General features: G+C 61.3%; 14 protein-coding genes. 5 read left to right on the top strand and 9 right to left on the bottom strand.

The window, feature by feature from the left end:
- Positions 1–93 precede the first annotated feature (93 nt).
- Complete coding sequence (locus QA645_RS14220; RefSeq protein ID WP_283050953.1) at positions 94–2,880, bottom strand: M10 family metallopeptidase C-terminal domain-containing protein; 2,787 nt, start codon at positions 2,878–2,880, stop codon at positions 94–96.
- A gap of 294 nt (positions 2,881–3,174) precedes the next feature.
- Here QA645_RS14220 and QA645_RS14215 point away from each other — a divergent pair, with 294 nt between their 5' ends.
- Complete coding sequence (locus QA645_RS14215; RefSeq protein WP_349253178.1) at positions 3,175–3,387, top strand: hypothetical protein; 213 nt, start codon at positions 3,175–3,177, stop codon at positions 3,385–3,387.
- 127 nt (positions 3,388–3,514) lie between these two features.
- A complete protein-coding gene (locus QA645_RS14210; protein ID WP_283050949.1) occupies positions 3,515–4,708 on the top strand; it encodes a CoA transferase in 1,194 nt (397 codons plus the stop codon).
- 66 nt (positions 4,709–4,774) lie between these two features.
- Here QA645_RS14210 and QA645_RS14205 read toward each other — a convergent pair whose 3' ends face one another.
- Positions 4,775–6,655 carry a hypothetical protein gene (locus QA645_RS14205; protein ID WP_283050947.1) on the bottom strand — a complete coding sequence of 627 codons (1,881 nt, stop codon included), beginning with the start codon at positions 6,653–6,655 and terminating at the stop codon, positions 4,775–4,777.
- Between the two features lie 188 nt (positions 6,656–6,843).
- Positions 6,844–7,680, bottom strand: coding sequence for a class I SAM-dependent methyltransferase (locus tag QA645_RS14200; protein ID WP_283050945.1), 837 nt, complete (start codon positions 7,678–7,680; stop codon positions 6,844–6,846).
- 178 nt (positions 7,681–7,858) lie between these two features.
- Here QA645_RS14200 and QA645_RS14195 point away from each other — a divergent pair, with 178 nt between their 5' ends.
- Both QA645_RS14195 and QA645_RS14190 read left to right on the top strand, forming a co-directional pair.
- Complete coding sequence (locus QA645_RS14195) at positions 7,859–10,648, top strand: YfhO family protein (protein ID WP_283050943.1); 2,790 nt, start codon at positions 7,859–7,861, stop codon at positions 10,646–10,648.
- A gap of 38 nt (positions 10,649–10,686) precedes the next feature.
- Complete coding sequence (locus QA645_RS14190; protein ID WP_283050942.1) at positions 10,687–11,460, top strand: glycosyltransferase; 774 nt, start codon at positions 10,687–10,689, stop codon at positions 11,458–11,460.
- A gap of 99 nt (positions 11,461–11,559) precedes the next feature.
- Here QA645_RS14190 and wecB read toward each other — a convergent pair whose 3' ends face one another.
- Together wecB and QA645_RS14180 are read right to left on the bottom strand one after the other, a co-directional pair.
- Complete coding sequence (wecB, locus tag QA645_RS14185) at positions 11,560–12,642, bottom strand: UDP-N-acetylglucosamine 2-epimerase (non-hydrolyzing) (protein WP_283050940.1); 1,083 nt, start codon at positions 12,640–12,642, stop codon at positions 11,560–11,562.
- A gap of 34 nt (positions 12,643–12,676) precedes the next feature.
- Complete coding sequence (locus QA645_RS14180; protein WP_283050937.1) at positions 12,677–13,963, bottom strand: class I SAM-dependent methyltransferase; 1,287 nt, start codon at positions 13,961–13,963, stop codon at positions 12,677–12,679.
- A gap of 284 nt (positions 13,964–14,247) precedes the next feature.
- Here QA645_RS14180 and QA645_RS14175 point away from each other — a divergent pair, with 284 nt between their 5' ends.
- A complete protein-coding gene (locus QA645_RS14175; protein WP_283050935.1) occupies positions 14,248–15,177 on the top strand; it encodes an SDR family oxidoreductase in 930 nt (309 codons plus the stop codon).
- Positions 15,178–15,563: 386 nt separating this feature from the next.
- Here QA645_RS14175 and QA645_RS14170 read toward each other — a convergent pair whose 3' ends face one another.
- From QA645_RS14170 to QA645_RS14155, 4 genes are all read right to left on the bottom strand, one after another.
- Complete coding sequence (locus tag QA645_RS14170; RefSeq protein ID WP_283050933.1) at positions 15,564–16,364, bottom strand: YdcF family protein; 801 nt, start codon at positions 16,362–16,364, stop codon at positions 15,564–15,566.
- A 133-nt stretch (positions 16,365–16,497) separates the two neighbouring features.
- The gene (locus tag QA645_RS14165; protein ID WP_283050931.1) at positions 16,498–18,015 is read right to left on the bottom strand and encodes a tripartite tricarboxylate transporter permease; all 1,518 of its coding nucleotides are present in this window, start codon (positions 18,013–18,015) and stop codon (positions 16,498–16,500) included.
- Between the two features lie 11 nt (positions 18,016–18,026).
- Positions 18,027–18,569, bottom strand: a complete 543-nt coding sequence (locus tag QA645_RS14160; RefSeq protein WP_283050929.1) for a tripartite tricarboxylate transporter TctB family protein — start codon at positions 18,567–18,569, stop codon at positions 18,027–18,029.
- A 136-nt stretch (positions 18,570–18,705) separates the two neighbouring features.
- Positions 18,706–19,668 (bottom strand): tripartite tricarboxylate transporter substrate-binding protein, encoded by a 963-nt coding sequence (locus QA645_RS14155; RefSeq protein ID WP_283053189.1) that lies wholly within the window; start codon positions 19,666–19,668, stop codon positions 18,706–18,708.
- Positions 19,669–19,864 lie beyond the last annotated feature (196 nt).

Raw genomic sequence — 19,864 nt, 5'->3', positions numbered from 1 at the left:
CCGCAACAAAAGACGCCCCATGATGGTCGTCCGCCCAGGGGCATGCAACAAGATCGGCCCTATCGGCAGTGCCGATCGGTGGTCCCGTCGGATCTAGACAATGTGCCAATGGCTTGCGAGCAGGCCGGGACCGGAAACGGCGGCAGCATTCGGATCGGGGATATTTGCATGGGCGCCGATCACGGTGTCACCGTTCAGGTCCTGATGGAAGCTTGCCTCGAGCGCTTCGAACGCTGCACTGGACCCGGAACCAGGCATGTACAGATTTCCGGTATAATTGCCGCTGCTATCGGTGCTCCACACCGAATACAGATCGGCGCCGGCCATCTTCCACGCCACCTCGTAGCCGGTTGAAGTCTGCTCGACGCCGAGCGGCGTGTAACCGCCAAACTGACCGGCGGTCACGGCCGCCCCGCCATATTTCAACGTTGGGCCGGTACCAGTGCTGATGTCTTTCAGATAGAAATTCTGACCGACCTGCACGAGGCTCGTTGCCCCCTGCGCTTCGATCACAGTGCCGACAATAGTCGCCACGCCGATCACACCATCACCATTCAAGTCCTGATGGAAGCTTGTCTCCAGCGTTTCGAGCGCCGCGTTGGAGCCGGGACCAGGCTGATAGGAGTTTCCGGTGTAATTGCCGTTGCTGTCGGTGCTCCACACCGAATACGTATCGGCGCCCGCGACTTTCCAGGCCACCTCGTAGCCGGTCGAAGTCTGCTCGACACCGATGGGCGTGTAACCGCCGAACTGGCCGGCGACCACAGCCACCCCGCCATATTTCAACGTCGGGCCGGTACCGGCACTGATGTCTTTCAGATAGAAATTCTGACCGGCCTGCACCAGGCTCGTCGATCCCAGTGCCTCAACCACGGTGCCGGCAGGCACCGGAACGCCGATCACGCCATCACCGTTCAGGTCCTGATGGAAGCTGGGCTCCAGCGCTTCCAGCGCTGCGCCGGAGCCGGGACCGGGCTGATAGTAGTTTCCGGTGTAGTTGCCGTTGCTATCGGTGCTCCACACCGAATACGTATCGGCGCCCGCGACCTTCCAGGCCACCTCGTAGCCGGTCGAAGTCTGCTCGACACCAATCGGCGTGTAACCGCCGAACTGACCGGCGACCACGGCCACTCCGCCAAATTTCAACGTTGGGCCGGTGTTGGTGCTGATGTCGTCGAGATAAAAATTCTGACCGACTTGCACCAGGCTGGTCGATCCGAACGCTTCGGTCACAGTGCCGACAATAGCCGCCAGGCCGATTGTGCCGTCACCGTTCAGGTCCTGATGAAAGCTTGACTCCAGCGCTTCGAACGCTGCACTGGACCCGGAACCAGGCATGTACAGATTTCCGGTATAATTGCCGCTGCTATCGGTGCTCCACACCGAATACAGGTCGGCGCCAGCCATCTTCCACGCCACCTCGTAGCCGGTTGAAGTCTGCTCGACGCCGAGCGGCGTGTAACCGCTGAACTCGCCGACCGTGACGGCTGCTCCCTGATATTTCAGCACCGGCCCGCTGCCGCCGGCCGTCGGATTGAGCAGATAGTTACCGCCACTCTCCACCAGGCTGGTGACGCCGACCGCCTCGACCACGACCGGGGGAAGGAGCTGGCTGATCAGCAAGGCGCTCGAGATCGTCCCGTCGGCGAACTGAAAATTCTCGACGTTGGTGACCGTATCGGTGCCGTCGGGCGAACCCGAACGTAGATCCGTGAATGTAAATGTCTGCGAATTCGCATTGTAGGCGATGCCGTAGTTCGCGCGGCTGCCCGAATACACCGCCGTATCCGTACCGGGACCGCCGTCGATGGTGTCGTTGCCGCCACCGCCGGTGATTGTGTCGTTACCGGCACCGCCCTTCAGGATATTGGCGATGGCATTGCCGATGATGATGTCGTTGCCGGAGCCGCCCGTGGCGTTGTCGATATAGGAGCGCGCGTCGCCATTGTAGAGATAGGCGTTGTAGACGTTGCCGGCGGCGTAATGGCCGTTGCCGAGATAGGCCAACTGCGTGGTGGAGAACACCGACGAAGCGCCGGGATTGAGATTGATCGTGAGATTCGTCGTGTAGTTCGACAGGTCGTAGGTATCGACGCCATTGCCGTCCCAGACCGTGTCGTAGATGCGGTTGGCCGAGCCGCCGACGCCGCCACCCGGCGCGAGCTGCCCGACGCCGTTGATGAACTCCTGCCCCGTCGTCGGGCTCCAGGTGTAGACGGTGTTGCCGCTCTGAGTATTGTAGTTCGCGCCATACAGTGTCTGCAGGGCGAGGATATCGTTGGCCATATAGGTCTGCGGATATCCGTAGGCTTCATTGGTGTAGCCGGTCAGGGGCCCACCGACATAGCTGCGATAGCTCATGACGGTGTATTCGCTGTCGTCATGCGCGCTCGGCACCGCGACATTGGCGACGCCGCCGGTCTCCTGGCTATGCTTGAGGCCCATGGCATGCCCGAGCTCGTGCAGAGCCGTCGTGAAATAGTAGTTGCCGAGCTGTGCCTGCGTGTAGTCGTACTGCGTGCCGAACCAGACGTCGCCGCCGGCCGCGTAGTTGCCGGGGTAATAGGCGTAGGAGGTCGGATTGGCCGCGGGCGATTGCGCGACCATGATGTCGGCGGAGCCCGAGCCGTTATACGTGATGCTGGCGTTGGTGTAGCTCTGGATCAGCGCAATGGCGTAGTTGATCGCCGCTTGCATCTGGGTCGGCGCAGCCGAAAAGCCCGACGTCGTCGGTTCGCCACTGCCGCCGGAGTAGGGATTGGCATAGGTGCTGGACGACGTGGGGAAGCTGTAGCTGATCGTGCCGGACCATTTGGTACCCGCCAGCAGGCCGTCGATGTCTGCGTTGTTGGTCGCACTAACGTTGACGGAGGTGGCCAAGGGTATCTCCGGAGCAGCAAGCCCCCGGTCGATTCGGGGCGCGGACGGTTGATTCTATCTTCAGAAACACACGTTTGGTTTAAATTTGGCGATGCGGCCAGACCTCTTCCATAATGCCGTGTGAGGAGCCAGATTCAGTACTTATACGGGCAACGACCACAAGGCCGGTTCCAGCTGCCCCACCCATGATTATAAAGGGCAATCATGAAACTACGCCTGCTCTCGGCCGGCTTTTTCGGTGCCCTGGTGACATTCGCCGGGATGGATCACCTACCCCTCGGAGGAGTGCCTGTCATGGTCGGAAAAGCCAATGCGGACGACGGCAGCAACGCGCTGCGCGCGCCCTCGGTTCCACCGGCCCGCGCCCCTTCGGCAGCCGTCGCCGAGGAATACGAGCTTGCCCGCCAGAAGGGGACCCCGGAGGCGTTCGAGCTGTTCATCGCGCGCCACGGCGACGCCCCCCTGGCCGAGAAGGCACGCGCCGAGCTGAAGCGCTTGGCGCGCTGATCGCTCCAAGGGACCCAGGCAGCACGAGGCCAGCATTTTGGCAGACGGCATCGGCGCCGGGCCGGACTTGCCGCATGATGTTTCGGCACTATGGTAGGCCCGCAATCTGTTCCCGGAGCCGCCCAAAATGCCCTTTCCGCATGCCTCGGAAGCCCTGTCGCGCTTCACCGTGCTCGATCTGACCCGCGTCCGCTCCGGGCCCACCTGCGTGCGCCAGCTCGCGGACTGGGGGGCCACGGTGATCAAGATCGACGCGCTCACCGAGGATTCCGGCGGTGAGCAGCCGGGCGGACCGCGGCGGGGCTCCGACTTCCAGAATCTGCACCGCAACAAGCGGGCCATGACGCTGAACCTGAAGGACGAGCGCGGGCTCGCCGTCTTCAAGCGCCTTGCGGCCAAGGCCGACGTCGTTGTCGAGAATTTCCGGCCCGATGTGAAGAAAAAGCTCGGCATCGACTATGAGAGCCTGCGCGAGATCAACCCGCGCATCGTCTATGGCAGCATCTCCGGCTTCGGCCAGGACGGCCCCTATCACAAGCGGCCGGGCTTCGATCAGATCGCACAGGGCATGGGCGGGCTGATGTCGATCACCGGTGCGCCGGGCGAGGGCCCGATGCGGGTCGGTATTCCCGTTGCCGACCTCACCGCCGGCCTGTTCTGCGCCATGGGCATCCTCACCGCGCTGCTCGAGCGGGAGGTTTCGGGCAAAGGCCAGTGGGTCCAGACCTCGCTGCTCCAGGCCCAGATCTTCATGCTCGACTTCCAGGCCGCGCGCTGGCTGATGGAGAAGGAAGTCGCCAAGCAGGCCGGCAACAACCATCCGACCAGCATCCCGACCGGCGTGTTCAAGACCTCGGACGGCTACATCAACATCGCCACGACGGGCGGGCGTATCTGGGAGCGCTGCGCGCAGGCGATCGGCGCGCCGGAGCTCTACAGCCATCCCGATTATGCGACAGCCCCTGCCCGTTCCAAGAACCGCGATGCGCTCAACGCCGAGATCGAGAAGCGCACGGTGACGAAGTCGACCGAGACCTGGGTCCGCGAATTCAACGAAGCCGGCGTGCCCTGCGGGCCGATCTACGCCATCGACCAGATGTTCGAGGATGCGCAGGTCAGGCATCTCGGCATCGCCCAGGACGTGCCGAACGACGAGGACCGCCACATCCGCCTGGTCGGTCAGCCCGTGACGCTGTCGCGCACACCGAGCAAGATGGTGGCGCGGCCGCCGGAATTCGGCGAACAGACCGACGAGGTGCTCGCCGAATTCGGTTTCGATGCCGACGAAATCGCAAAACTCAGGCAGGCCAAGGTGGTGTAGGCATCCGCGCGGCCGCCCCTTGCGGAGCCCGCGCAGGTGCCGAGCGACACATCGAACTCGTTCGCTCTAGCCATCAAGCCTGTAGATCACGAACGAGTGGTTCGCAAAGACGACGGGAAACGACAGCGAATTCCAACCGGCTTTGCGGACCAGGTAATCTCCACCAAACTCGCTTTTGAACGCTCGCCATTGCTTTTCATCAAGCCTGGCCCAGCCTTCTGAATCATCGACGATCATGTTCTGCGTTTTGAAGTCGGCCATCCGGGCGTTGTAGCTCTGCGCCTCGGGCGTCGAAACATAGACGTTTCCGACAGCATAGGTCACGATCGTCTGACGCCTGCTGACCCCGCGCCAGGCCAATGGCGCCAACCCGGTGTTGATGAAAGCCGATCCAGGCCGGGTATGATCGCGCGCCCAGACCTGCGCGTCGTACAGGTCACGATGTTCACCCGTCGTCTCCGTCAGACCCATAGCATCGTTGTCCAGCGACATCGCGACGATGAGGGCGCAGGCCACGACGGCAACTGCCACGCGAAACTCGACAATCTTCCTTGCAGGCAATGCGATCAGATCCTGTCCCCAGGAGGTCCGGGCAAGGATGCTCGCCAGCGCGATCATCGCAGCGCATGAGATCACCAGATCCCATCTGAACAGATTGAGCCTGTTTTCCGTCAGCATCCAGCCGATGGTTTGCCCCATCCAGAACAGCACATTGTGATCAACGGCTGTCGAATAACCGGCCACATGACGAACGAGCAGAATGGCTGACGTCACGGAGGCGACAGCGCTGCCCAGCCACGCCAAAGCAGTTCTGACACGGCTCCCGGCGATCCCGGCAGGATACGAGGACAGCGCAACGAGGCCCAGGATCGAGAGCGTGCAGCAATTGAAGAGGAGTAACAGTGCGGCAATCACACGGAGCGCCGACCCGCTCACGAGATCAGCCACCACTCGCCGCATGACAAAGGGAACACTCACGAGAAGAAGAAGAATGCAGGCGCGCGACAGGATCAGATTCATGACCGGAGCGAACTGAAAGATCACCGCAAGAGCATGCAGCGCACAGGCGACGCCGGTCATCGCGCCCGCGCTGAACAGGAACCAGCGCGCCTGGCGGCTCGCGCCGTTCAGGCCGGACAGCCCGAGCAGAAACAGTCCAACCGTCCAGAATATGCCGTTGATGAAGGCTGCCAGACCATAGGGATACTCGGCCCCCAACGGATAGATGTGCGCGTTGTTCAACAGCGCCTTGGCCGACATCGAAATTGTCGCCAGTCCGCGTGTCGAAATGTACCCCGGAACATAGGCCACGAGGAGAACCGCCGTCCCCATGCCAGCGGCGAGCAACAAGGTGCTGAAATCCAGTCTACGCTGCGTCAGGACATAGGCGACCACGAACATGGTGGCGATCAGCGCCATGATCGGATGAATGGCGGCACCAACGGCAAGCCATATCGTGCTGGATCCGAGGCGCCCCTCGATCACCGTCGCCGCCGCCATGATGAGGCAGGGCAGCGCGAGCCAATTGGCATAGGGCATCCAGTCGAGCCCCCCGATGAGAGCGGGACTGAAGAAGTGTGGCCGCCACATCAGCACGAACAGCGCGGTCAGCCAGGAGATGCCCCGCGACTTGAACAACGTCATCGCGAAATAGTAGCAGGCACAGCTGAGGCCGGCGGCCTGCAAGATGACGAAGAGCGCGTAGAATATCTCGGGCGGGACGGAGAGGTATTTGAAGAGAAACGCCGGAAGCCAATTCGTGACTGAGCTCATCGCAACATGAGACCAGATTTTCATGTAGGCATCTAACGAGAAGTCGCCGGGGTTGGCGAAGAAATAGGCGTGCGCCACCGGACTTTCGTCGATCGGCGGCTGCGACAGCCGAACTCCGAAATCCCGCACGAGAAGCCAGACCTCGACCGTGCTCAGCAGCGCAAGCAGGGTCATATCGACGGCGCCGCGGCTTACTTTCCGCGGACTCAGGAAGTCCCACCTCCAAGGCATTCTCAGACTTTTCCTGATCTCGCCGACGAGCTCAGAGCAATCGAGCCCCCAACTGCTCCAGCTTGCTTGCTCACCACGGCCAGCATCGATGGACCGAAGACGGGACCCATCGGACTGGCGCGTGGGATGGTTCAGGACGGCCGCGTTCCGATGGCCGCCCAGCTGTAGCCGTGCCTGTGAACCATCTTGATGTCGGTAAATCCCGCAGCTTTGAACAACTGCCGCAGCTCTGGCCCCCGATAATAATGCGCATAGGTCGGATTCAACTGGTCAAACACGAGCATGACCCGTTCATGCCACGCGACCTTCATGAAAACCGAACGAAAGTAGACATGCATCGGCAAGGGAGCGACTCGACACAGCGAGCCGTAGATCGATGCGCAACCAGCGAAGAACTTCGATACGCCCACCAGCCAGGAATCGGGCAGCTTGGTCGTCATCCATCGCAGCGGAAGCACGAAGTAATAATAGAAGGCGTTTCCTTCCCGCGACATCAGCAGGACATAAAACCGGCCGCCAGGACGCAACGCATTGCGGATGGCACGAAACGTCGGCAGCGGGTTCTCGATATAGCTCACGACGCCGAGCGAAATCGCGATGTCGACATCGGAGTCGATATCGATCTTGTCTCCGGTGCAGTTCTTATAGGTAATTCTTTCGGATCGCTCGCGCGTGTTCTCTTTCAGGATCTCGATCGTTTCCGCGGGCTCGACCGCGTAAACATGCTGCGCACCCGACTTCAATATCCAGCGCACGATGCGACCGGTGCCGCTGCCGAGATCAAGAACCCGCTTGTCCGAAAAATCATTCAAGCTCAGCAAGCCGGCGAGCGAGTCCTCGAACAGATCGATAGAAACGAAATAGCCCGAATTGTCCGGGAACGTCGTCCATTGGCTCGAAAAGTCGGCGACTGTCCTCGAGCTCCGCGGCTCACCGTTCATACTCACACCCTGGCCCTCGCGATGCATGATGCTCACTTGTCAAGCAAATTTCGGCATTTGACGCCTCTGTAGACCGCGAACCCTCCAGTATCAAGAGAACAAAAAGAGCCATCCCAAGGCCTCCGGAACCTGCCTTTCGGGGACGCCGGACCGAGCCTGCATCCAGCACGATGCGGGGCCAAAAGCCCGACTGAGATGCACTTGCTTGCACCATCTGCCCGGCGCCTGGCCCGTCGATGCCGAAGCCGCGGCAACCGCGGCGCCCCGATTCCACGGCACGCTCCGCGAGAGCTCTGTTGGCTACTCAAATAGCGAATTGACAAATCGGGCCGTTATGGCCATGGGCAAATGGGACCACGATTTTTTGGAATCCCGCACTGGCCGCCGTCTCTCACCGCCTGGCCGTGCTATGGTGCGCGAGGTGCCACAAGGCCGCTACGTTGGCGCTGGCGGCGATCGTAAGGGCGAAGCGGATCGAGGCGGAATGTTGGGGCGGCGCGGCTTTTCGGTTTTTACAATTTTCGCAAAACACGAATCCGATCGAAACGACCGAAGACTTCTCGGACGTTGCGCGCTGGCCGCAATCTGCCTGATCGTGGCCGCATTTCCAGACGTCATCTTTTTCAAAGCCAGCCTGAGCAACGCGAATATCGTCAACATCACCTATGATCAGCAAAGGAAGGTTCGGTTTTTTCCCGAGCGGGAGAACCGCAGCGTCGCCGACGGGCTGACTGATCCGGGAGGTGCGGCATTCCAGTCCGAGCCGGGCATACAATTCGTCCGACGCAGTTTTCGCGATGGGCAATCGATCTACTGGAATCCGTATTCGGCGACCGGTTCATATGGTCCTGAAACACTCGTCGATATCAAGACGTCGCCCCTCTCGATCGCAACCGCGCTTCTTGGCGGCAGCGACGGGGTGTTCCATGCCGTCTTCCTGTTCTTCAACCTGATCGCCGTCTTTTGCCTGCTCGTGTTGCTGACGATCGAATTCCGGCTCTCATTCATCGCAGCACTGGGCGGAGGCGTCGCATATCTGCTGAATGGATATTTCGTTGCCAATATGGGCTCGAATGTCTCGCAGACATGGCTCTACTTTCCGGTTTTGACGTTGGCGCTGGTGAGCTTCGCCCGGCGTCCGAGCGCCCTGAAGATGACGGGAATTTCGTGCGGGGCAGGATTGATCCTCGCCACGACGTTTCTGCCAACGACGATCCTGGCAATGGCGACCGCTCTGTTGGTCGGCGCGGCCGCGTCCGTCGGACATTCAATCTTGCGGGAGCGAGGGCTGGGCTCGATTTCGAGGTCTGCCGGACGGTTGATTGCAGGCCAGCTTGGCGGCGTCGCGCTGGCGCTGCTCGCGCTTGCAATCGTGTATCTGCCGATTTTCGAAGCGCTGAAATACATGGGCACCGGCGACTTCTATGCAAAACGGCAATTCTTCCCGACCAACCTCTTCAACCTGATCTCGCTCTTCACGCCGAAGCATGCCTTCGAGTCCTATGTCGCCGCCACGCCGCAACTCGCGGCGATGCGCGGCAACTTCGCATTCCACCAGGGCATCATCGGCGCCCTGCTCGCGACCCAGGTTGCGCGGCCATGGCCGGTTTTTCAGCGAACCATCCTTATTCCACTCTGCGCGATGCTCCTGTTGCTCATCGGGCGGGTCTACGGAGTGGCCGGCGTAACGTCGGTCGTCGATGCGCTGCCGGTACTTGGCAATCTCGGTGAACAATATGTATGGATCAGCATCGGGCTGATCTTCGCGATCATCGTCGCATTCGGGCTGCACGGCTTGCAGAATGGCGGACTGCGATGGATCCCGTTGCTGATCGGCGCGGCGGTGATTGGAGGAGCTTTCGCTTATACAACGCTCCTTTGGGGCAAGGAGAATATCAAGCAGCCGCTCTATCTTGCGGTCACACTGGCCGTTCTCGAGGCAGGCGTGGCACTGATCATTCTGAGACGAACACGGGTCGCTTCGATCGTCGTGGCGTCGAGCCTGGTCGTGCTCTCGTGGGGCGAGCTCACGTTCGACCTGAATCACTATAAGCCGGTGCGGTACGACCGCTTCCTCGAGCCTGCGCCTTTCATCGGCGTCCTGCAAAAGCAGGGCGGCCTGCACCGGATCGCGAGTTACGGGCAGCCAGGCGTTCCGCCGGAATACGGTAGCGCTTATGGATTGTATCAGATCGGATCGATGAACTTTCAGCTGTTCCCCCGATATGAGGATCTTTTCAATCGCCTGGTCCTGCCCAATCCGGCCCAGCGCTGGGAGACATTCGCAACGCTGGTGCTGGCGCCTGACACCGATTTTCTCAACCTTCCCGGGCTCGATTTCCTGGGCGTCAGGTTCCTGGTGTTGCCGGCGACGTACGGGCGCCTTCGTCACTTCGTGGCGGATTCCGGCTGGAAGACCATTTACGAAGACCCCAAGTTTGCGATCGTCGAAAACCCCAACCCACTGCCGCGCGCGCTCATTGTCCATCAGGTTTCCGAAGGACATCAGACGCCGCTGGATATCGACAGGTCGCCGCGCGACGTCGTGACCTCCGACGATCCCGTTTTCATAGCGGAGGCAAGAGCGCGTGGAATTCTGGGCCCGAATGCGGAGCCTCCGAGCCAACCCGAGCATGCCGAAATCACGCGCTACGACCATACCCGGCTCGAGATCTCGGCCAGCGTGTCGCAAAAGGGCGTCCTGGTGCTCAACGATGCCTGGCACCCGAACTGGAGGGTCTGGGTCGATGGCGAGGAGCGCCATCTCGGCCTGGTCAATCAGGCCTTCCGGGGCGTGCTGCTGGACCCGGGCAAGCATGTCGTCGAGATGCGCTATGCCCCCCGGACATTCTTGATAGGCAAGATATTTTCGGGCATTGGGCTTGCCGTCTTGGTTTGTCTCGTTCTATTCCGGCGGTGGATTGATCCGCGGCTGGCGGCCCTGATGGGAAGGGCCGCTGACGGCGCCTCTGCACAGGTCCGGCATGCCGGATAGTGGATCCTGTATCGGTTAGCCCTGTTGGAGATCTGCACTTGCAAGACCCCGCCGACGCTTCGTCCCGTGCTGCGAGCTCCCCCCCGGCGGAAAGTGCCGACACGTTGCCGAGCTTTTGTATTGCGCTGCCCACCTACAATGAGGCGGCTGCGATCGAGAACTGCGTCACCAACATTTCTTCATTCCTGAGCACGGTCCCCACGCGGACGGCAATCATCGCCGTCGACGACGGCAGCAGTGACAAGACCTGGGAGATCCTGCTTCAGTTGCAGCGCAAGTTCCCGTCGCTCATTCTCGAACGCCACGCTCAGAACGGCGGTTACGGCGCAGCTCAGCGGACCCTTTGCAGGGTCGCGGTTGAAAATGGTTTCGAGTACGCGCTGGTCATGGATGCGGACGGAACGCAGGCGCCGCATTTCATCGCCAACTTTTTCGAACCGATGCGGCGCCATATCGATCTGGTGAAGGCGACCCGGTACGATAAGGGCGGCACCGTCAAAGGCGTTTCCTGGCAGCGCTACTGGATCTCTCGTGCGGGAAATCTGCTTGCCCGGATGGTGATGGGCCTCCCGATCACCGACTTTACCAACGGCTTTCGCGCGATCCGCACCCAGGCCTGGACCAGGATCTCGACGACCGAGCGAGGCTTCATCGTCCTGATCGAGGAGGTCTATCTTGCGGGCAAGCTGGGCTTCAGCTTCGCCGAAGTGCCCTACGTCTTGACCGTGAGACAAGAGGAGGGATCGGAGTCGAAATTCACCTACCAGTGGAGCATCTACTGGCGCTACCTCCACTACATCTTCAAGAGATGATGCCGCCGGAGACCGTCGTCCGGTCTCCAGCATCCGGGGTCCGGGATAGCCGGCCTCCGCTCGAAGCCGGCACCCCGTCCATCCGTTCGGCGCGCCCGCTCAGAACCAGTTGGTGATCTGGCTGCGGATGCAGTTCACGACAACCGAGGACGCCGCGAAGTTCTCGTTGAAGTCGTAGCGCACCTGCCAATCCTGACCGGTCACCGTTTCCACGGCGTCGACAAGGTTGGATACTTCCATGCCGCCGACAACGACGGCGCCAGCCTCGACGGTCTCCGGCCGTTCCGTGGTCATGCGCAGGCTGACGCAGGGCACCTTGTAGAACAACGCCTCTTCCGGGGCAGTGCCGGAATCCGAAAGCACGCAGAAGCTCTCTGACAGCAGCTTGTTGAAATCGTAGAATCCGAGCGGTGCCATGACGCGAACGCCGTCCGCGATCTTGATATCCTTCAGCTTGCTCTTGGTGCGCGGGTGCATGGGATAGATCACCTCACGCTTGAAGCGGCGCGCCATCTCGCCGAATGCCTCGAAGAGACGGGCAAGATAGACCGGATTGTCGACGTTCTCGCTGCGGTGCGCGGTGACCAGAATGTAGCCCTTCGGCGACAGGTTCATGCGCTTGAGGACGTCGCAAGCCTGGATTTGCGGCAGGAAGTGACGCATCACCTCGAAGGTCGGATTGCCGGACAGGAATATCTTCGAGGGATGAATGTTCTCACGGAGCAGATTCTCCCGGTGATAGGCATTGAACGGCAGCAAGATGCTGCTCATGTGGTCGATCAGGATGCGGTTGCGCTGCTCCGGCATCCGCTTGTCCCACGCGCGAAGCCCGGCTTCCATGTGGAAGATCTTGATGCCGCGCTGTGCAGCCGGCATCACCGACAATCCGCTGAACGTATCGCCGAGGATCAGCAACGCGTCCGGCTTGTGCTGTTCGAACAACTGATCGGACTTGATGATCACGTCGGCGACTTCGCGCGAATAGCTCGAGGTGTCGATATTGAGCTGATGATCCGGCTCGCGCAGTTCGAGATCGCGGAAGAAGAAATCCTTGAGCTCCGGCGTGAAATTCTGGCCGGTATGAACCATGATGTGCTCGAAGTTCAGCGCGTCGAGCTTCTTGAACGTCGACCACATCTTGATCATTTCCGGCCGCGTGCCGAAAATCGACATAACTTTCATTCTAGTCTCCGACTTTTACCGGGCAGTTCATTTTCTAGAGCAGGTCATCCGAGGTCGGATAGAACGTTATCCGCACATCGGGAAGCGGTACCATCAACCGGCCGCCTTGCGCGACGTAATCCGCGCTCTTCGCTGCAATTTCGTTGAAGAAACTCCAGGCAAAGATCAGCAGATAATCCGGAGGATCCGTGCGCAGCACGTCGTTGCTGCGGATCGTGAGATGCGAACCGGGCGTCGAATAGCCGTGCTTTGCCGGCGCATCATCGATCATGTATTCGAGATGCTCGCGTCCGATCCCGCAATACTGGATGATGGTGTTGGCACGGCCGGACGCGCCGTATCCGGCGATCGTGCGGCCCTTTGCGCGCAGCCGCGTCAACAGGTCCATCAACCGTTGGCGGCGGTCGGCGCAGTTCGCCGCAAAGGTCGTGTAGGTCTCTGGACGATCGTAGCCAAGCGCCCGCTCCTCGTTCCGCAGATTATGCACGCGGACCGAGATGTCCTTGGCGTGGAAACTGTTCTTCTTGCAGACATAGTAACGCATCGAGCCGCCGTGGATCGGTATCGGCTTGATGTCGAACACGGTCATGCCGTGACGGGCGAAATGATTTTCGAGCGCGAGCAGGGAGTAATAATACAGGTGCTCGTGATAGATCATGTCGTACTGGAGATCCTGGATGATCTTGCCGAGATAGTGCACCTCGAACACAAAGACGCCGTCGTCCTTCAGGATCCTCTCGACCGCCCGTGTCACGCCGTTGATGTCAGGGATATGCGCGAACACATTGTTGGCGAGAACCAGATCGGCCTTGCCGAAACGCCCGATCAACTCCTCGACGAGCGATTCGTTGAAGAAGCCATGGACCGTGTTGATTCTCGGATCATCGATCGTCTTCAGAATGTTGAGCGCGGGATCGACGCCGATGAGATTGGCGATGCCCTGGTCCGCCAGCGGCTTCAGGAGGATGCCGTCATTGCAACCGAATTCGAGCACCGTGGCATGGCGCGGCGTGACAAATCGCGCCACCACCTCCGTCGCGTAATCGTTAAAGTGCTCCCGCAACGTCCGGATCGCCGACGAGAAATAGAAATAGTCGGCGAACAGGAGGTTCGGATCAACCTTGTCGGGAACCTGAACCGCGTAGCAACTCGGGCAGAAGCACACGCGCAGGCGGAATTTCGATTCCCGGGCGAACGCTTCTTCCTTCAAGAACCCGCCGGCCAGCGCCACGTCACCGAAATCAATGACTTCTACCAGACCCTCTGTCTCACAAAATGCACATCGCTCATTCTGGGGGTCAATCGGATGCAATCTTTCCATAACGACTGTCGAGGTCCTACTTGATGGGGGCGAACCCCGAGATTAGGTCCAGATGCGCGGCAGTTAGCGAGTTTTATAGCCAGCAAGCCCTATGCACCAGCCGTGCGCCTGATGGCAAGAACTTGTCAAGCGGGACCGAACCGCCGGACGGACGGGAAATGACACATCAAGTTACCCTCGGTCTGGGCCGGCCCACGCGAAATCCGGAATTTCTTGACAGACCGGTGAGATAGATGCCATCCGCTGAGATGCTCAGCCACGTCAATCGTGAGTGGAAATGAAGAATGTCGTCGGAATTGCCGCCTGATCCACACACGGCTCGCCGCGTCCCGCACGTGCTGGTGCTCGGAGCAACCGGCATGCTTGGGCACAAGCTTGTCCAGAGGCTGGCGGCACAGGGCCTTCAGGTTTCCGGAACGATCCGTTCGTCTTCGATTCCCGACACGCCCGCAGCGCGACTGGCCCTGGCTGGCGCTTACCGAATTCAGCCGAATGTAGACGTGCTGCAGGACGCAGACCTCGAGGCCGCGATCGAGACGACGAGTCCCGACGTCGTCATCAATGCGGTCGGCGTCATCAAGCAGATCGATCTGGCGAAGGACGCCATTACTTCGATTGCCGCCAACGCGATGCTTCCGCACAGAGCCGCAGCGCTCTGCCGGAAGCGCGGCGCTCGCCTGATACAATTCAGCACCGATTGTGTGTTCGCCGGTCGGAAAGGTCCGTTTTCGGAGAGCTCGCCTACCGATGCGGAGGATCTGTACGGACGCAGCAAGCTGCTGGGCGAAGTCTCTGGGCCCGGCTGCCTGACCATTCGATCGTCCATCGTCGGCAGGGAACTGCGCGGACGCTCCAGCCTGGTCGAATGGTTCATTTCGCAACGTGGCGGGCACGCGAAGGGATTCGCCGGCGCTCTCTATACCGGCCTTACGACCAACGCCATGTCGGATCTGGTCGGAAAATTGATTACGGAACATCCAGACGTCGATGGCGTCTGGCACGTCGCCTCGGATCCGATCAGCAAATTCGAGCTTTTGCAGATCGTGAACGCGCAATACGGGCTCGGCGTGACCCTCGAGCGCGACGAGAAGTTCTTCTGCGATCGCAGGCTCGATGGCAGCAATTTCGCCAAGCGAACCGGATTCCGTGCCTCCGACTGGCAAACCATGATCCGGGACATGCATGACGATCCGACGCCCTATGATGGGCATTGATCGCATTGTGACGTCACCCTGATCCACGACAGGGACAGCCGTACATCGTCCATAGAGGTATAAAAATACCCCCATCCACCTCTCGCCGCCGGCAGTCTTTACGGCCGAAATTGCGCCCGATCTTCAGGCCGACGAGGTCTGTCAGTCGTGCCTCGCACGCAACCTTGCGGACCTGCCCGTCATTAGGGAAGAAACCTGCGATGGCACCGTGACGATGCGGCAACCGCGCTTCATCCTCGTCGCGGGGCGCGCTCTATCCGCCGGCCTTGTCCCAGTTCCATCTCGGCGGAACAAACGCCTACAAGCTGCATGTCGAACCCGACATGCAGACCATTGAGGTGCAGGTCCCCTTCCCCAAAGGCTTGGCTGACCTTGGGGCTGAGGTCTCAGCCCGGCGGCCCCGGAAGCAATTCGTCGATGCGGCCGGTGGCCCGATAGGTGATCAGGCCGAGCCACTCGCGGACCGCGATGTTGGTGCGCGACAGACCGTCCTGTGCAACGTCCGTGAACGAGAGGGCGTCCCATCCCGTGCCGACACGCCAATCGACCGGACAAGGCTCGACCGCAAATCCCACTTTCCGAAACAGACCGATCGACCTCGGCATGTGAAAGGCCGACGTCACGAGCAGCCAGCGCTCGCCGGGTTTCGGATCAACCAAGGCTTTGGTGAACAGCGCGTTCTCGTAGGTGTTGCGGGCGCGGCTTTCGAGGATCAGCCGGCTCTTGTCGATCCCCAGGCTTTCGAACAGCCCGGCTGCGAAGTCAGCCTCCTTCGCCTCGCCGGAGATCAGGTTGGCGTTGCCGCCCGTATAGACCACGCGCGCGTTGGGATATTTCCGAGCCAGCGCAGCGGTGACGATGATCCGGTCGGACGCCGCCGTTACAACCGGCGTACCGTGAGCCGCGGACAGATCGACGTCGATCGACGCACCGAGAACGATGATGCCATCCGGCGCGGCCTGGGACGGGCTCCAGGCCGGGAAGCGGGACTCCAGCGGATAGAGCAGAAGGTTTCCGACCGGTGCGAACCCGCACACCGCGAGCATCAATGCAGCCAGGACCAGAAGCGTGCGACCGAGCCTGAGGAATCGCGTCATGAGCAGGAGCGAGCCGAGTACGCCGAGGGCGATCAGGAAATTAAGCGGCAGCGCCATGATGCCGAGCGTCTTGGACAGAACGAAGAACACGATTTTCCTCCGGTCACAAAGATGGCCGTCATATCATCGATTGACGGAGGAAGCAGGCGTCGCTCCAAGCCGCCAAGCGAGGTTCGACGAAGCGCATCGACAGAAATGGTCCGACTGATCCGGTTGCTCAGCCCTAGCGCGATGTCGTCCTGGTCCGCTGCGTCCATCCGACACGGCCGAGCAACCCGTCGATCGCCGGCCAGAACAGCAGCACGATGGCCAGCGTCGTGATCGAGCCGACCAGTCCGTTCGACCAGAACACCTTCAGGTCGCCGCCTGAGCCGATCATCGAGAGGCGGAAGGCGTCCTCGGCGCGGTTGCCGAGCACGAGTGCCAGCGTGAACGGCGCCAGCGGAATGCCGATCTTCTTGAAGACGTAGCCGACGACACCGAAGCCGAGCATGAGCCAGATGTCGAACATCGCATTCTGGATCGCATAGGCCCCGATCGCGCAGGACACCACGATCATCGGCGCGACGGCCGCGAACGGCACGCGCAGGATCGAGGCGAAGATCGGCACCGTGGTCAGCACCAGCACGAGCCCGACGACGTTGCCGAGATACATCGAGGCGATCAGGCCCCAGACGAAATCCTTGTGCTCGACGAACAGCAGCGGTCCGGGATTGAGCCCCCACACCATCAACCCGCCGAGCAGGATCGCAGCCGTGCCGGAGCCGGGAATGCCGAGCGCCAGCATCGGCAGCAGCGCCGAGGTGCCGGAGGCATGCGCGGCCGTCTCCGGCGCGAACACGCCCTCGATGCGGCCCTTGCCGAAACTCTCGGGCTCCTTGGCAAAGCGCTTGGCGAGATTGTATCCCATGAAGGACGCCGCGATCGCGCCGCCCGGGGTAATGCCGAGCCAGCAGCCGATGAAGGAGGAGCGCAGCAGCGTCACCCAATATTTCGGCAGGTCCTTCCACACGCTCAGCACCACGCGCAGCGAAATGCTCGCCGCATGGCCTCGCAGCGCCAGCCGCTCCTCCATCGTCAGCAGGATCTCGCTGATGCCGAACAGGCCGATGACGGCGACGAGGAAGTTGATGCCGCGCAGGAGCTCGGACGAGCCGAAAGTCATGCGCAGCTGGCCGGACACGGTGTCCATGCCGACGCCGGCGAGCAGAAGCCCGAGCGACATCGAGATGACCGTCTTGTGCTTGGCCTCGCGGCCGAGGCCGACGAAGGAGCAGAAGGTCAAGAGATACACCGCGAAGAACTCGGGCGGGCCGAACTTCAGCGCGAAGGACGAGATCATCGGCGCCAGGAAGGTGATGAGCAGCACCGCGACCAGCGAACCGATGAAGGACGACGTGAACGCCGCGGTCAGCGCCTCGGCCGCCCTGCCCTGCTGCGCCATCGGATAGCCGTCGAAGGTGGTCGCGACCGACCAGGCTTCGCCGGGGATGTTGAAGAGGATCGAGGTGATCGCGCCGCCGAACAGCGCGCCCCAATAGATGCAGGACAGCATCACGATCGCCGACGTCGGATCCATCGTGAAGGTGAGCGGCAGCAGGATCGCGACCCCGTTGGGGCCGCCGAGGCCGGGCAGCACGCCGACGAAGATGCCGAGCACGAGCCCGACCATCATCAGCACCAGCGTCTTCCACGTCAGCAGGACGGCGAAGCCGTGAAGCAGGAGACCGAAAGCTTCCATCGCGGGTCCGCCTAGTAGCCGAAGGCCGCTTCGAGCGGCCCCTTCGGCATGATGACGTCGAAGGCGATGTCGAAGGTGACGAACATGATCGCCGTGAACAGGAAGGCCGTGAGCAGCGACTTCCACAGCGCGATCTTGCCGATCGCCCGCATGAAGCCCGCGATCAGGAGAAAGCTCGCGACGTAGAGGCCGAGGAACTGCGTCACCACGCAGAACAGCAGCGTCGGCAGGAACACCGCCATCACCCGGCGCGCCTGCGCACGCGTGACGAAGGTCTCGGCGGCCCCGCGGCGCGCGACCAGCGCGGAGATCAGGCCGTAGAGGCTGCCGCCGCCGAGGATGAGCGACAGATAGAACGGGAAATAGCCGGGCTCGGGCCCGGTCGAGTCCCAGGAGGCGCCGGTGCGCCAATTGTCGTAGCCGAGGGTCGCGGCCAGCGCGAGCAGCAGGAGGCAGACGATGATTTCGACCGTGCCTGAGCTCGTGACGGAGGGGGAATTCTCTTCGGGCGCGGTCGGATCGTCGACGACGATTTCAAGATCGGTTTGGGACATGCTCTGCCAGATTAAATTACGCTGTCATCATCCGCGAAAGCGGATGATCCAGTACGTCGTGCAGAAGCCGTCTTTCGTCGAACTCTGTGCAAGACTGGATGCCCCGCCTTCGCGGGGCATGACGTGGAGGATGTGGTCACTTCGCGACGAATCCTGCTTCCGTCATCAGCGCCTTGTTCTGCGCATCGTCCTCCTCGAGGAACTGCACCATGTCCTTGCCGGTGAGGAAGATCGGCTTCAAGGCCTGCTTTTCCATGTAGTCCTTGTACTCCGCGGTCTGCGTCACCTTGTGGAACAGCTCGACATAGAACGCCTGCTGCTCCGGCGTGACCTTGCCGGGCAGGAACATCGCGCGCAGCATCAGATACTGGACGTCGACGCCCTCCTCCTTGCAGGTCGGGATGTCGGCCCAGGACTGCGTGTCGGTCACCTTGCCGGTGTAGGAGATGCGCTCCTTGTCGAACACGCAGAGCGGCCGCACCTGGCCGGCACGCCAGACCTCGAGATTTTCGCTCGGGTTGTTGACGTTGGATTCGGTGTGGTTGCCGACCAGCTGGGTCGCGGCCTCGCCGCCGGACTTGTAGGGCAGATAGGAGAATTTCGCGCCGGTCTTCTGCTCCAGGAACACGGTCAACACGTGATCCTCACGCTTGGAGCCGGTGCCGCCCATCTTGAACGGGGCGCTCGCCGCTTTCGCGGCGTCGACGAACTCCTTCACCGTCTTCGGTCCCGCGCTGTTGTCCCACAGCACGAACTGGTCGAGCGCGATCACCGAGACCGGGGTCAGCTCACGCCAGTTGAACGGGATCTTGGCCGACAGCGGCAGCATGTAGATCAGCGAATAGGCGATCAGCACCTTGTTCGGATCGCCCTCGCTGGACTTCATGTACATCAGCGCTTCCGCGCCGGACGCGCCGCCCTTGAGCGAGACCACAATGGGCTGCTTCATCAGATTGTTCTTCTGGATCGCGGCCTGCATCATCCGCGCCATCTGATCGGAGGCGCCGCCTGCGCCCGCCGCCACCACGATCTCGACGGGTTTGGTCGGTTCCCAGCCGGCGGTCGCCGGCGCGACCCAAAGCGCAGCCGCCAGGGTCATTGCGGCCTTCAGTCCATGTCCCACGCGCGTCTTCCTCAATTCTTGTCTATGTTCTTGTTCGGATTGGCAATTCGTGAAAGCCAAAGACCAGCTGCATTGTGCGGGCGAACGCCGGCCAGTTCAAGCCGCCCGGCGTCGCACCGCTTATGACTTTGGAATGAGACCGATTGCAAGCGCCGCCGGCCCGCAAAAAAGC

This window comes from Bradyrhizobium sp. CIAT3101, from assembly GCF_029714945.1.
In the GTDB taxonomy this organism is placed as follows: Bacteria; Pseudomonadota; Alphaproteobacteria; order Rhizobiales; family Xanthobacteraceae; genus Bradyrhizobium.
The sequence above is the reverse complement of the archived record's forward strand: the minus strand, read 5'-3'. Positions and strand labels throughout refer to the sequence as shown.

Bases quoted from the DNA above. Each gene is read 5' to 3' on its own strand.
- QA645_RS14215 (WP_349253178.1), top strand. From the start codon at position 3,175: ATGGTCGGAAAAGCCAATGCGGACGACGGCAGCAACGCGCTGCGCGCG.
- QA645_RS14210 (WP_283050949.1), top strand. From the start codon at position 3,515: ATGCCCTTTCCGCATGCCTCGGAAGCCCTGTCGCGCTTCACCGTGCTC.
- QA645_RS14205 (WP_283050947.1), bottom strand. From the start codon at position 6,655: ATGACCCTGCTTGCGCTGCTGAGCACGGTCGAGGTCTGGCTTCTCGTG.
- QA645_RS14200 (WP_283050945.1), bottom strand. From the start codon at position 7,680: ATGCATCGCGAGGGCCAGGGTGTGAGTATGAACGGTGAGCCGCGGAGC.
- wecB (WP_283050940.1), bottom strand. From the start codon at position 12,642: ATGAAAGTTATGTCGATTTTCGGCACGCGGCCGGAAATGATCAAGATG.
- QA645_RS14180 (WP_283050937.1), bottom strand. From the start codon at position 13,963: ATGGAAAGATTGCATCCGATTGACCCCCAGAATGAGCGATGTGCATTT.
- QA645_RS14175 (WP_283050935.1), top strand. From the start codon at position 14,248: ATGTCGTCGGAATTGCCGCCTGATCCACACACGGCTCGCCGCGTCCCG.
- QA645_RS14165 (WP_283050931.1), bottom strand. From the start codon at position 18,015: ATGGAAGCTTTCGGTCTCCTGCTTCACGGCTTCGCCGTCCTGCTGACG.
- QA645_RS14160 (WP_283050929.1), bottom strand. From the start codon at position 18,569: ATGTCCCAAACCGATCTTGAAATCGTCGTCGACGATCCGACCGCGCCC.
- QA645_RS14155 (WP_283053189.1), bottom strand. From the start codon at position 19,668: ATGACCCTGGCGGCTGCGCTTTGGGTCGCGCCGGCGACCGCCGGCTGG.